This is a genomic window from Bradyrhizobium sp. LM2.9 (assembly GCF_054056555.1).
The window spans coordinates 5,420,535-5,432,808 of the sequence record NZ_JBSRYJ010000002.1 but is presented as its reverse complement, the minus strand read 5'-3'; the positions used below and the strand labels follow the sequence as shown (position 1 = coordinate 5,432,808).

13 protein-coding genes and 1 tRNA gene are annotated in these 12,274 nt (G+C 62.8%); 8 read left to right on the top strand and 6 right to left on the bottom strand.

Going from position 1 to position 12,274, the window contains the following annotated elements; genetic code table 11:
- Window positions 1-2: 2 nt before the first annotated feature.
- The 4 genes from ACVWW3_RS28165 (at window position 3) to ACVWW3_RS28150 (ending at window position 1,793) form a co-directional block, all read left to right on the top strand.
- Window positions 3-470: an arsenate-mycothiol transferase ArsC gene (locus ACVWW3_RS28165; RefSeq protein WP_247351297.1), complete on the top strand. Its 468-nt coding sequence runs from the start codon at window positions 3-5 to the stop codon at window positions 468-470.
- Window positions 471-625: 155 nt separating this feature from the next.
- A complete protein-coding gene (locus tag ACVWW3_RS28160) occupies window positions 626-1,255 on the top strand; it encodes a Maf-like protein (protein WP_247445258.1) in 630 nt (209 codons plus the stop codon).
- Between the two features lie 93 nt (window positions 1,256-1,348).
- The gene (gene yacG / locus ACVWW3_RS28155; RefSeq protein ID WP_247445257.1) at window positions 1,349-1,531 is read left to right on the top strand and encodes a DNA gyrase inhibitor YacG; all 183 of its coding nucleotides are present in this window, start codon (window positions 1,349-1,351) and stop codon (window positions 1,529-1,531) included.
- 186 nt (window positions 1,532-1,717) lie between these two features.
- A tRNA-Phe gene (locus ACVWW3_RS28150) sits at window positions 1,718-1,793 on the top strand.
- A 3-nt stretch (window positions 1,794-1,796) separates the two neighbouring features.
- Here the strand turns inward: ACVWW3_RS28150 and ACVWW3_RS28145 are convergent.
- The 3 genes from ACVWW3_RS28145 to ACVWW3_RS28135 form a co-directional block, all read right to left on the bottom strand.
- Complete coding sequence (locus ACVWW3_RS28145) at window positions 1,797-2,114, bottom strand: hypothetical protein (RefSeq protein WP_354104376.1); 318 nt, start codon at window positions 2,112-2,114, stop codon at window positions 1,797-1,799.
- Window positions 2,115-2,121: 7 nt separating this feature from the next.
- On the bottom strand, window positions 2,122-2,400 hold the full coding sequence (locus ACVWW3_RS28140; protein ID WP_456672427.1) for a DUF1330 domain-containing protein: 279 nt from the start codon (window positions 2,398-2,400) through the stop codon (window positions 2,122-2,124).
- Window positions 2,401-2,539: 139 nt separating this feature from the next.
- Window positions 2,540-3,496 (bottom strand): ABC transporter substrate-binding protein, encoded by a 957-nt coding sequence (locus tag ACVWW3_RS28135; RefSeq protein ID WP_247445254.1) that lies wholly within the window; start codon window positions 3,494-3,496, stop codon window positions 2,540-2,542.
- Between the two features lie 730 nt (window positions 3,497-4,226).
- Here ACVWW3_RS28135 and ACVWW3_RS28130 point away from each other — a divergent pair.
- From ACVWW3_RS28130 to ACVWW3_RS28115, 4 genes are all read left to right on the top strand, one after another.
- Window positions 4,227-4,481 carry a type II toxin-antitoxin system Phd/YefM family antitoxin gene (locus tag ACVWW3_RS28130; protein ID WP_247351293.1) on the top strand — a complete coding sequence of 85 codons (255 nt, stop codon included), beginning with the start codon at window positions 4,227-4,229 and terminating at the stop codon, window positions 4,479-4,481.
- Window positions 4,469-4,894: a type II toxin-antitoxin system VapC family toxin gene (locus tag ACVWW3_RS28125; protein ID WP_247351291.1), complete on the top strand. Its 426-nt coding sequence runs from the start codon at window positions 4,469-4,471 to the stop codon at window positions 4,892-4,894. The genes ACVWW3_RS28130 and ACVWW3_RS28125 overlap by 13 nt, the downstream gene beginning before the upstream one ends.
- 152 nt (window positions 4,895-5,046) lie before the next feature.
- On the top strand, window positions 5,047-7,224 hold the full coding sequence (locus tag ACVWW3_RS28120) for a 2OG-Fe(II) oxygenase (RefSeq protein WP_456672210.1): 2,178 nt from the start codon (window positions 5,047-5,049) through the stop codon (window positions 7,222-7,224).
- Window positions 7,225-7,343: 119 nt separating this feature from the next.
- Complete coding sequence (locus ACVWW3_RS28115) at window positions 7,344-7,964, top strand: hypothetical protein (RefSeq protein ID WP_456672209.1); 621 nt, start codon at window positions 7,344-7,346, stop codon at window positions 7,962-7,964.
- A 125-nt stretch (window positions 7,965-8,089) separates the two neighbouring features.
- Here ACVWW3_RS28115 and ACVWW3_RS28110 read toward each other — a convergent pair whose 3' ends face one another.
- The 3 genes from ACVWW3_RS28110 to ACVWW3_RS28100 form a co-directional block, all read right to left on the bottom strand.
- Window positions 8,090-9,466 (bottom strand): SagB/ThcOx family dehydrogenase, encoded by a 1,377-nt coding sequence (locus ACVWW3_RS28110; RefSeq protein WP_456649730.1) that lies wholly within the window; start codon window positions 9,464-9,466, stop codon window positions 8,090-8,092.
- Window positions 9,467-9,559: 93 nt separating this feature from the next.
- Entirely contained in the window at window positions 9,560-11,806 is a 2,247-nt protein-coding gene (locus tag ACVWW3_RS28105; RefSeq protein ID WP_247445250.1) for a TOMM precursor leader peptide-binding protein, read from the bottom strand.
- Window positions 11,803-12,021 carry a hypothetical protein gene (locus ACVWW3_RS28100; protein ID WP_247351285.1) on the bottom strand — a complete coding sequence of 73 codons (219 nt, stop codon included), beginning with the start codon at window positions 12,019-12,021 and terminating at the stop codon, window positions 11,803-11,805. The genes ACVWW3_RS28105 and ACVWW3_RS28100 overlap by 4 nt, the downstream gene beginning before the upstream one ends.
- Window positions 12,022-12,274 lie beyond the last annotated feature (253 nt).

The following is a 12,274-nucleotide window of genomic DNA, read 5'->3' as shown; positions in this document are numbered from 1 at the left end:
CGATGGCGGGTCCGCCACGCGCACGCGATCCGCAATCGGTGCTGTTCGCCTGTGCGATGAACAGCGTGCGCTCGCCGATGGCCGAGAGCCTGCTGCGGCACATGTTTCCGCAAGGGCTCTACGTGAAGTCGGCCGGCGCCAGGCGCGGCGAACTCGATCCGTTCGCGGTGTCGGTGATGGCTGAGCTCGGCCAGGACATCTCCACCCACAAGCCGCAGACCTTCGAGGAGCTGGAGGACTGGGAGGGGCTGAATTTCGACCTCATCATCACGCTGTCGCCGGAGGCGCACCACAAGGCGCTGGAGCTGACCCGCACGCTCGCCGCCGACGTCGAGTATTGGCCGACGCAGGATCCCACCACCATCGAAGGCAGCCGCGACCAGAAGTTGGCTGCCTACCGTGAGGTCTGCGACCAGCTCATGCTGCGCATCCGCCGGCGGTTTTCGAAGGTGGGCGCGGCGAACGGGTAGCATTCCGCGTCCGTAACACCCGCGTCACAGAGCGCAGGCACACGCATCCTGTGCCCGTCGAATCAGTAAAGTCCGGGTTCCCGGGTTGTGAAATCAGCCCCCTTCCGATAGGTTCCGCGCGCAATTCACCCCCTGCTTCATCCCCAAATCACCTGATGCTTGGCCGCCCCAAATTCGTTCTTGCCTCCGGTTCGCCGCGGCGCCTGTCGCTGCTCAACCAGGCCGGCATCGACCCGGACGCACTCCGGCCCGCCGACGTCGACGAGACGCCGAAGCGGGGCGAGCTGCCGCGCGCCTGTGCCAACCGGCTCGCGCGGGCCAAGGCCGATGCGGCGCTCAAATCGGTGCAGCTCGACGACGAGCTGCGCGGCGCCTTCATCCTTTCCGCCGACACCGTGGTGGCGGTCGGCCGTCGCATCCTGCCCAAGGCCAATCTGGTCGACGAGGCCGCGCAGTGCCTGCGGCTGCTGTCGGGCCGCAACCACCGCGTCTACACCGCGATCACCCTGGTGACGCCGCGCGAGGCCTTCCGCCAGCGCCTGGTGGAGACCCGCGTCCGCTTCAAGCGCCTCTCGGAGGACGACATCCAGGCTTATATCGGCTCCGGCGAATGGCGCGGCAAAGCCGGCGGCTACGCCGTGCAGGGCATCGCCGGCTCGTTCGTGGTCAAAATGGTGGGGTCCTACACCAACGTGGTCGGCCTGCCGCTCTACGAGACCACCACGCTGCTCGGCGGCGAAGGTTTCCCGATCCGCTTCGGCTGGCTCAACACCACCGCCGTGTAAGCCGAACAGCCGCTCCTGCCTGCGCTTCGGCCGGAGGAACCCCTTTGCCGACACGCTCTTGAACTCCCTCACCCCGTGTAAGCTGCGCACCTTATGGACGACCAGGTGAAAAAGCCCGCTAGCCCCCTCAAAACCTGCCCGATCTGCGGCAAGCCGCAGTCCGAGGCCACCCGTCCGTTCTGCTCCCCGCGCTGCCGCGACGTCGATCTGAATCGCTGGCTGAAGGGCTCCTACGTCATCCCCGGCCGCGACGATGAGACGGATGGTGAAGAATAAGCAAGTAATATCAATCGCCTGCTTCTCTCACCGATGTGCCGCGAGCCAGCCGCGGCAAAGCCGCCCCAGCTTGTGCACAGCCAGGCTGCGCGCCCGCTCGGCCGAAGGCGAAGCGTGGGTGGACAGGCAGCCTTCAGCCCACTATAAACCGCCCGCTCGATGGGCTTTGGCCCCTCTTTGGAGCACGCCCAGGTAGCTCAGTTGGTAGAGCATGCGACTGAAAATCGCAGTGTCGGTGGTTCGATTCCGCCCCTGGGCACCATTCCTAAACAGATTTGCGAACCACAGGCGTAAAGCGGTCGACGGCGATCGGATCGATCTCGATCGGGAGCGCACTCGCCTTTTTGGCATAGTCAAGCGCCTCAGCCCGGTCAGGGGTCTGCCGGTGATGAAGTAGCGGGCGTGTGCGCTGAGCCCGAATTCTGCCCGACGCTTCGGGCAGGTTGATGGCGACGGCCTTCGCGTCGAAAGCCAGGCGCCGGTTGGCGGAGGACTTGATGTCCGCCCATGATCCTCGATCTTGGAAGCAGCGACACCCGCCGGCGATGGCGCATTCGAGATGGCCCGCCAGACCGATGCGCAATGGACGGTCAATCCACGCCTTCGACTGCCCAAATGCGGAACTTGGCGTATTTGTCCCCGATTTTTCTGGCCTCCCTGTATGCGGGGCTTGCGAAGGCCGCTTGCGCCTTTTCCAGTGACTCGAACATCACGACCAGTGCGCGCCCCTTTGGCGGCTCGTCCTCGATCGAAACGGTCATATCGCCGCGCGCCAGGATTTTGCCGCCGGCAGCGGCGAGTGCTTTGCCGCCCACTGGCGCGAACTCCTTGAGATAAGCCACCTGATCGCTGACATCGTTGTCGACAATGGCATAGGCAGGCGGCTTTGCCTTCGCATGCAGCGTCTGGACCGCGATCGCACCTAGAGTGCGATTCCCGACAGGAGCGACAAGCTTATCGCGTAACGCGTTCTCATGGATTTCTCCTGTTTCTCTGCCTTAACAGGCGTCATTCGATCACTTCATCTGCGCTGGCGACGAGTGTTGGCGGAATTTCGAGGCTCATCGCGTTGGCAGTCTTGAGGTTGATCACAAGCCGATAACGCGTGGGCTGCTCGAAGGGCAAATCGGCCGGGTTGGCGCCTTTGAGGATGCGGTCGGCCAAGGAGGCAGCACGCGCGAAGCATTCGGCGAAATCGGGCCCGTACGACAACAGGCCGCCATCGCGCGCAAGATTTTCGTATTCGTACATGGCCGGCAGCCGACGAGCTGCGGCGAAATCGAACACGCGCTTCCGGTTGAGAATAGTGAGGCTATCGGCGACCATCAAGATAGCATCCGGCATACTGCTTTCCATCGCATTGAATGCCTCCCCGAAATCATCCGGCTCACCGACGCCGAGCGGTTGTATGGAAACGCCGAGCACATCGGCGGCCTTGGCCGACGCTTCATAGCGCAAGACCATGGCGCGATCGTTCTTGTTCCACAGCATCGCAACGCGCTTGATCCCTGGCGCCACCTGCTTGAGTATTTGCAGTCGTTTGGCAAGGAGCTCGGTGGCATTGTCCGAAATGCCGGTGACATTGCCGCCAGGCCGGGCGAGGCTGGCGATCAACCCGGTCGCCACCGGATCTCCGACAGCATGGGTGACCACCGTCGGCAAGCCGGTCTGCTTTGCCGCAACTGCTGCTGGATAACCGGTCGCGAGAATCGCATCGACCTTGGCGTCCGCGAGCTCTTGCGCCAAGCGCGGTAGGAGTTCGCTTTGTCCATTGCTGCCACGGGGAATCAAGACCAGACTCCCGTCGATAGCGTAACCGGCTGCCGTGAAGCCGCGGGAGAGAAGGGCCCCAAATGGGCTCTTCGGAACGAAGGGCATTACCGGGCTCAGCGAACCGATCCGATAGACTTTGCTCTGCGCGGCAGCAATGCCCGGCCGAACGGCGGCGGCGGTCAGCGAGATCAAGAAATGACGGCGGTTCATTCAATCCTCGTTTTCGTGACGATCCTTGCGGCAGCAAGCCCACGCATGGGCCTGTTCGCAGCGCCTGATAAAGTGATGGTTTGCGCGCACCAGCTGACAGCTGCACAGATTGCAATCACCCGCATACTAAGACAATCGGCCGACTAGTTGAATGATACCTTGGATTCGAGCTTTGAGATTATGTTCTTCGATTCTCAAGTCGTGAGGCGCAGGCTCGCCCATACAGCTCCGATTAGATGCACGCTGCTATTCGAACGCCTCTTGGCTACCTTGGGGGAGGCAACCAACAGCTGACCAACGCTTCAGGCCCAATGACTGATGCTACCTGAAATTTAGCTGAGCAGGCCCGGCCGGTTAATGCTTCGTTGTTGGAGAGTTATTGTCAGAAGCGGCCGCGATAAGGTGCGGCCGCAGATACTGGCGGTCCTGGACCTAAGCACGTCGAATTGCACGTCCCGCATGTTGGCGATTGATTTTTTCCGGCTAACTGACCTCTCCCTGTATTGGTAATGCAGGGATATTTTGTCTGGTTAAGGCCGTAGCGGGCCAGTGAATCGACCCCCGATGACCATGGCGCCGCCCTTCGTCGTCGTCCTCCCGGCCGAAAAAATGCGATATGGAAAATTCCAGCCAAGGTCCGAGAGGCTCGGGCGGCCGGATGTTGTTGACTGAATCTGTACGGTGCTGTACGGTTCTTTAGGAGAAAAGCGCAGTGAACCCCATCTTGCGTAAAGGCGCGGAAGAAGCCCGCAATCAGCTCCCGGATCTTCTCGAAGCAGCCGAGAAGGGCCGTTCGACGGTCATTACCAGACATGGCCGTCCGGTTGCAGCGTTAGTGCCGATCGAGGCGTATGGTGCTGCCATTCGCCAGCAGTCGCTGATGACCGTCGCAGGATCCGGACATGGGCTATGGGGGAAGAATAGCACCCGTACGCTTCGAAAGCTGCGTGACGAATGGAACCGCTAGATTTTGGGAATCTGCCGGAGGATGCGCTCGTTCTCGTCGATTCGGCGCCCATCATCTACTTTCTCGAGGGACACACGAAATTCGGACCGCGCTTCAAGCCGCTCTTCGAAGCCCATGGAGCTGGGCGTTTGCGCTTCGCCGTAACGACCATCACCGTCGCCGAGGTGCTGACCGGGCCCCTGCAGGCACGTGATGACGCGCTCGCGCAGCGTTACCGTGCGATCCTCGAATCGTGGCAACCGATCGCGCTTGACATCGACATTGCGGAAAGTGCTGCGAGGCTGCGGGCGTCGCTCCGCCTCAAGCTGGCAGACGCTGTTCAAGCGGCCAGCGCATTGGCGATCAACGCGGCCGCCCTGGTGACGCATGACCGTGATTTCACACGCGTGCGTTCGCTGCGTATAATTTCCTGAAGGCCCAGCGCGTCGACGTGTCGATCGTTCACGAAACGCTGTCCAGCTTGCAGGGAGTTGCCATGTCGTCGATCGGTACCGCGTTGCTCAACAGTCTTCGTTCCGTCGAGCGTCCGGGCGACTTTTGTATCGGTGGAATTCGGGAGATATTCATGCCGGCGATCGACGTCGACGGCGTGGGAAGGATCGCGTTTCCGATTCTGCCCGTACAAGCCGAGCGGCTCGTCGCGATCGCCGAGGAAGCTCCCCATGGGCGCGGCGAGGAGACGGTGGTCGATCGCAAAGTCCGGAGAACTTGGCAGGTCGATCCGGCCAAGGTTCGGATTGGAGGGCGTCACTGGGAGAAGACTCTGGCCGGACTCGTCGCCGACATAGCCCTTGGGCTTGGCGTGAGCGAACCGGTTGCGGCGGACTTCTATAAGCTTCTTGTCTACGACCCCGGCGGCTTCTTCGTCGATCACCGCGATACCGAGAAGGTGCCCGGCATGTTCGCGACGATGGTGCTGGTGCTGCCCTCGGCCCACAGCGGCGGCGAGTTGGTCATAAAGCATCTCGGCCGGGAGGTGGTGCTCGATCTACGTCCGGAGGAGCCGTCGGAGATCGGCTTCGCGGCGTTCTATGCCGACTGCGTGCATGAAGTGCGTCCCGTGAAGAAGGGATGTCGCCTGACGCTCGTCTATAACTTGCATTTCGCCGGCAAGAGACGTCAGCTGAAGGCGCCCGACTATCGCGCGGAGCACGGGCGCGTGGTTGAGCTGCTGCGGAGTTGGGCGAGCGCGGAGGACGAGCCCGATAAGCTGATCCTGCCCTTGGAGCACGCCTATACGCCGACGGAACTGTCGTTTGGGACACTCAAGGGTGCCGATGCGGGTATTGCGTCCGTGCTGGCCAAAGCGGCCGCAGAGGCGGATTGCGATCTCCACCTCGCTCTCGTGTCGATCGAGGAAAGCGGCAGCGCCGAACATACCGGCTACTACGGCCGTCGTCGCTGGAGTCGCGACGAGGAGGAGGATGACGAAGAAGAATTTGAGGCCGCCGAGGTCGTTGACCGGGCGCTGATCCTGTCCGAGTGGCGGCGTCCGGATCGCGGCGAGGCCGGGTTCGACGATTTTCCATTTGCCGAGGACGAGCTCTGCCCGCCCGATGCCTTTGAGGATCTGACGCCGGACGAGCAGCATTTTCACGAAGCGACAGGCAACGAAGGCGCGTCCTTCGAGCGTACCTATCGCCGTGCCGGCTTCGTGTTGTGGCCGATCGCGCGGAGGCTCGCGGTGCTCAATCAGGCCGGCCTCCGCACCACGCTGCCGTATCTCGAAGATCTGACGGCGCGCTGGGAGACGAGCAACGCATCGATCCAGTCGCCGTTGTGGCGTGAGGCCGATGAGCTTTCGGGGCACATGCTGCGCTCCTGGTCGCGCTCGTCCTGGCGGGCGGACGACGACGCCGAAGCCGGCCGGATGCTCGATTTGCAGGTCCGGCTGGGGAACGTGGCGCGCATCAATTCGTTTCTCGCCGAGCGATCCGCCGAAGGCCATTACGCTGCGCCCGACAACGCCGCCATCGTGCGCGCCGCCGCGCTTCTTCCGGCCCCGCGCGCAACGGAGCTGCTGGTCCGGATCGTCAGGCATAGCGCTTCGGCCCATCTCAGTGCCTGCGGCGATCTGCTGCAGCGATGCGTCGCGGCGCCGACGGGTGCGACGGGCGACCTGGAGCAGATCGGCGCAGCCTTGATAGAGGCCTTGCCGGGCGATCCGACCAAGAGCGAGCGGGTAGACACCTGGACCCGGCCAACGCCGGTGAAGCCGGGCTTCGTCGTCGATCTTGTGACGGCGACGAGCCGGATCGACGCGGGGCTCGCGGCGCGAGCGATCGAGCACCTGCTGGCTTGGCCGAAGACATACAAACCAGACGACGTGCTGGTCCCCGCCGCTCGCGCGTTTGCCAAGCTGGTGGAGAGCAGGGTTTGGCCGGCGGTGCGGCGGCTCCGCGAGGCGTCTCTCGACCATTTGCGCAGGCGCATCGCCCTGCCGCTGGAGGCACCACGGGATTGGACCAGGACCAACCCGCTCAAATGCACATGTGACGAGTGCCGCCGACTGGGCGCGTTCCTGGCCGCGCCGGATCAACAGCAATGGCGCCTGAAGGCGATCCAGGATCGAAGGACCCATGTCGAGCAAAGCGTTCGGAGTACGGCGTGTGACCTTGACCTCACGACCGAAAGGCGCGGCAGCCCCCACACGCTGATCGCGACCAAGAACCAGGCCAGCTACGAGCGGCGTGCCAAGCAGCGACGAGAGGACCTGGCGCATGCGTCGGCGCTGGACGGATAAAGTTTGCTTTGCACCCGGGCATAGCGAGTTCGACTTAAAAAATGAGCCGGAAGAATCGGGTTCCACTTGCTGATCGTGTCGCCAGAGCGGCTGAAACGGCGCTTGCCGCCCGGCTCGTTGTGAGCAGCATCGACATTCTCCTTGAGCTCGGTTGGCTTGATCCAGAAGCGGTGGAGCGCTGGCGCCGCGGCCAGATCGGCTGCCTGGAGGAAGTTGTCCGGACCAATCTGCCGCGAATCTCGGAAGCTATGCGGCTATTCCGGTCGTGGGCGGCCGCCAAGGGATTATCGGCCAGCGAGACAGTGTATGTTGCCCGTACGGTGGGACGCCAGAGGCTGCGTTTCAGCCGAAGCGGAAATCCTGCGATCGAAGCGTCATACCGGACACATTGGGTGTCACCGGAGCTTTCCGAGAAGAAGCGTGAGCGCCTGGCGGAAAAGGCAAGCCGCGCGCCGGAACTGGTGGTCGTCCAGCCATTGAACGCGGAGTGGCGATGCCATCGGTGCGGCGGCACCGGCGATCTGTTGATAATGGAGAATCCTGGCCCGGCGTGCCTGCGCTGCGTTGGCCTCGGTGATCTCGAGTTTCTGCCGGCGGGCGATGCCTTGCTGACGCGGCGCGTGAAAGCGAACAGCACTCGACATGCCGTGGTCGTGCGCTTCAGCACGACCCGTGGCCGTTACGAACGACAAGGTTTGCTGGTCGAGCCGCAGGCCTTGGCAGATGCGCGGCGGACCTAGCCTCGAGTCCGGCCTCTTTCGAATAGCCTTGAAATTTCAATTATATATGAGTTCGTAGTTTTGTTCTGAATGGCGCACCATTTTTGCGCACGGTCCAAACGGCAATATCCAAAAAATATCGTCCTCTAGCCTAGGCTCGCTGGCTTCCTGCCGCGTCCGAGCGCGAACTGACCGACAGGGCCCTCGACGTGGAATTCGAGCCCCGTCATCTTTGCAAACAGATCGATATTGCCAGTGCCGATGGCGCAGCCGCCGAGGCCCATATCGGTTGCTGCCAGGTAGAACGTCTGGATCATGCAGCCGACGTCCCTCAGGATCAGCGAATACGCGATCGCGCTGTATTTCCAGGAGATCCGCCCGAACCGCGCGGCGATCGTGATCAGGATTTGCGGCGGACCGGATGCGCCCATGGCAAACTCGGCGGCCATTGAAAGCGCCTGGAGTTGCTGGGCGGAGGCGTCGATCGCGACCAGTGCGTGGCCACCGGCGTCGTAGTGATAAAGTCCGCGCGCAAGCCCCTCGCAGTTCGAGACCGCCAGGTACAACTCCAGCTCGTAGGCGCTGCCTGCCGCCGGATACGGCCTTGAGCTGTAGGCGACCTCAAGGCCACCGTTGACATCTGCGCCGCTCTTCCATTTCGACAGCACGCGGGCGGTCGTGTCGAGAAACTGCGCGAGCTCGGTGAGTGTGATCGGATGCTGGTCGTCGAAATCCCGTGTTGAATGGCGCTCGCGCAACAGCTTAGCAAAGGACGACGCCGGGTCTGGCGTGGCGAATTTGCCGAGGGAGATTTTCTTGCCGGGCCAGGGCGGGCGCACCGCGGGCAGCGGCGGAACGACCCCCGCATGGGCGTACGCGCCGCCGACCGGATCGGTATGCCGGCCCTCCGTGCTCCGCGTGTGAAACACGAGATCGTGGAAGTCCCAGAGAACGAGATTGCGGTTGCCTTCGTTCGCTCGAAGGCCGTCTCTGTCCTTCGTATCGAGCTTGATCAGCATCTCGCTGTCGAGCAGCAGTCCGAGCAGATCGAGGTTCAGGGAAGGCACCTGCTTGCGAAGCTTGCTGATCTTCTGCGGCTGCGACAGGGCAGCCAGCGTGGCGGCGACGACGGGATCGCAAATCCGGAACAGCGCGCCGGCGCGCGGCGATTCCAGCACCATCTCGTTGCCGCGCCGGCGCAGATAGGCAAAGCGCGACAACATGATCGTATCGCTGCTCGATAGCTTCGCGCGTTGCGGCCAGTATTCGGCGACCTGTGGCTCGATGACCACCAAATCTTGCGCGTCACGGGGAGAGAACAGGCGATAGTCGAGCAGCCCATGCTGCGCCATTCGCCGCACCAGAACATGAACTTGTCCCGCGAGGACACTCTTGCCGGCAAGGGAGGCGAGCGGCAGGCCGGAGGCGAGATGCCCCGCGCGAGCGATCGCCGCGGCGCTGAATTGTCCCAGACCGACCGAATAATCGCCCGAGACCGCGGCAATGCTTCCGTCGGCCTGCATTTGAAGGGAGAAACGGCCGTTCAGTCGGGCGGCGATGATCGGTGTGATCTTCCTCGTCGGCTTTTTCCGGGGAACGTGCAACGAGGCCAGCCTTCAGGTGTGTGGCAGGAATGGAGTCAGTTCGCTTTCCAGTCGCGGGCGATCCAGCAGCCCAAGCTTCACCGGGACATCGTAAAGCCGGCCGGACCCGAAGCGGCGATAGAAATGCCGCAAGCCCGGAACGAGCACCCTGACGACGGGGACCTCGACGTCGGGTCGCGTCTGGTCGAGCACGAGGAAATCGTATCCTGCGCCGGCGGCAATCTCGACGCAGGCATTGACCTGGTGGCGCGTATTGGCGTGAACCTCGAGGTCAGGTGCCGGCGGGATGATCGGATTGTCGCTCGGGATCAGGAACGGATAATCGTCCAGCCGCAGCGGCGTGACACCGTCAAGCGACGGTTTCTCGCCGCTTCCGCCGCTCATCATGCCAATCGACATGAACTGGGTCAGCTCGGTGAGCGAACGCAGCAAGGCGATGCGGCGGTCGAAATGCGAGCCGGACCCGAACTCGATATTCTCGTGTCCGTTCTGCATCCAGTGCATGATCGCAACGTAGGAGGGAATGCCGAGATCGCTGGTGATGTCGAGCACCCAGAGCCGTCGCCCCGCGTCGGCAAACTGGCTCTGGAGATCCCGCACATAGGAATCCTCGAATTGCGTAAGGTCCACTTCGGCGCGCCGGACGCGGTTGTACCACCAGATCGCGTAGGCATCGCGTTCGACCAGTTCGAGGAAGCCTTGAACGATGGCCTCCTCGCGGGTGTTGCCGGCCGCGCATCCGTTGGAATCCGTGTGGAAGCCGCCATAGAAGAAATACAAAAGGCCCGTCGGAAGATATTTGAAACGCTTGTCGCGTAACGACCAGACCGGCGACCATTCGGTCCTGGTCGAGGGATCGAACGGTTCTGGAACCGGATGTGAATCGTCCGGCTGCGGGGCATGCCTGTCTTGAAACTGCATGTCGCTGAAGAACTGGACGTCGTTGGGAAGAAGAGCGTCACCCGGAGCGAAATCGGCAAAGCGGCGCTTTGTCCTGATCTCGTCGCCCTGGAAAATGCCCGAGTAGCGCTCGATCGCTTCCATCAGCGCGCTGGCCTCGCCCTGCTCGGCCGTGGAGCCCTTGCCGAAGCTGCCGCCGCTCAGGCCGGACCTGAGCTGGTCGACGTTCCAGGCCGGCGCAGAGAAATTGTGGTGGGCGAAAAAATTAGTGTTCATCGGCAGATCGGCCTCGATCCGCTCGAGCCGCGACACCACGCCGGTCAGCGGACTGACGTGTTTGCGGTACCGCGCCACGGTGGCTCGCGACGTCACGGTGCGGTATCCGCCGCTGGTCATGACGAGCTTTCTGCCCTCGGCAATCTCGATCGGCACTGCTGCCCGTCGTGGATTCCTGAGCTTCTTGCTGCCGCAGGTCGAGCATTGCGGGCGTTTCGCGACGTAGTGCTTGACGATCGCAGCCCCAGTCAGGTCGAAGCTCGCGATATGATCGCTGAGATCAGTGCGAAATCCGGAGGCGATCGCCTTCGCGATTTCAACCGCAGCGAAGTGGATCCCGGTTTGTCCTACGGTGTCGCTGACCAGGGGCGATATCGCGACCGCTTGCGCCACTCCGCGGTCGAGAAACCCCTTGATCTCGCGATTGCGGATCATGCGATCGTGCAGGCAGGTCCAGCAGGCGCTCTCGCCCGGCATGAACACAGGTCCCACCAGCGGAAACACGCCGGACGGCTGGACCAGCAGCCAGGGCGTCCCGGCGGTCACGCGTTCGCCGTTCAACTCGGCGAGCCGCCGCTCGAGGTAATCGTTCACAAGCGTGATGATAAGCCGGGGCGACCGCTTGGCGATTCGAACCCCGAGCTTGCTCAACGCCGCGCTCAGTTCGCTCGCGCCTTTGACATCGATCGATTCCACCCGCACAGGCCAATTGCGCAGATTCTCTTCGGCGACCTCGGGAGGCAGGCCGAGGCTTGCCCAATATCCATTAACGGCGCCTGCAAATGCGTGCGATGCTCCGCTGATGACGGACTTGCGCTCCAGCAGCCGCCTGATGGCTTCCTCGATCTCGGCAACGGGAAAACTCTTCGAAAGCAGGCGGATGATTTCCGGCGCAGTCTTGCCGTTTTTTCCAATCGCGCTCGCCACGGCGCAATACAGATCGCCGTGCAGGAAGAACTTGCGGTTCTCGGAATAGAGACAGACCACATTGGGAGGAAGCAGATAGGCGGTGAAGTTCGGTGCGAATCGCAAGATGTCCTTGCGGGTTTGCTTCGTAGCGCTGCTCTTTCGCTTGACTGTCATCGGGTCAGCACGCCGATCCTGTTCCCGTCATCCCGATTGCCGGCGCGCGACGAACGCTTGGCCTGGCCCGACTTGTGCACCGAGCTCGACCACCGGCCTTCTTCTTCGGATAAGTTGGAACACACTCGCTCGCCATCGGCAAGCTGACCAGCCGGGCGCAGCGAACGCTGTAACAAAAACAGCAAATTGGCCGGGTCGTTTGCGAGCCCGGCCAATGAAATCGCGACCTGTCGACACACAGTCAGGGAGTGCTGCTTTCTAGCACCAGCGGCAGCGGCCCCATGACGCACAGCACCCTGTGCATGCCACTGGTACCCCGATCACGCCAACGCCGCAGCCACCGCATCCGACGCCGCAGCGACAGGCTCTGCAGCCTGCGCAACCTCTGCAGCCACCGCAACCTCTGGCCGCACAGCCACGGCAACCGCCGCAGCCACGACAGCCACCGCATCCGCGCGCGAGCAGCAC

Coding starts and splice junctions, on each gene's coding strand:
- ACVWW3_RS28165 (WP_247351297.1), top strand. CDS start 3: ATGGCGGGTCCGCCACGCGCACGCGATCCGCAATCGGTGCTGTTCGCC.
- ACVWW3_RS28160 (WP_247445258.1), top strand. CDS start 626: ATGCTTGGCCGCCCCAAATTCGTTCTTGCCTCCGGTTCGCCGCGGCGC.
- yacG (WP_247445257.1), top strand. CDS start 1,349: ATGGACGACCAGGTGAAAAAGCCCGCTAGCCCCCTCAAAACCTGCCCG.
- ACVWW3_RS28125 (WP_247351291.1), top strand. CDS start 4,469: ATGGAACCGCTAGATTTTGGGAATCTGCCGGAGGATGCGCTCGTTCTC.
- ACVWW3_RS28120 (WP_456672210.1), top strand. CDS start 5,047: ATGCCGGCGATCGACGTCGACGGCGTGGGAAGGATCGCGTTTCCGATT.
- ACVWW3_RS28110 (WP_456649730.1), bottom strand. CDS start 9,466: ATGCAGGCCGACGGAAGCATTGCCGCGGTCTCGGGCGATTATTCGGTC.
- ACVWW3_RS28105 (WP_247445250.1), bottom strand. CDS start 11,806: ATGACAGTCAAGCGAAAGAGCAGCGCTACGAAGCAAACCCGCAAGGAC.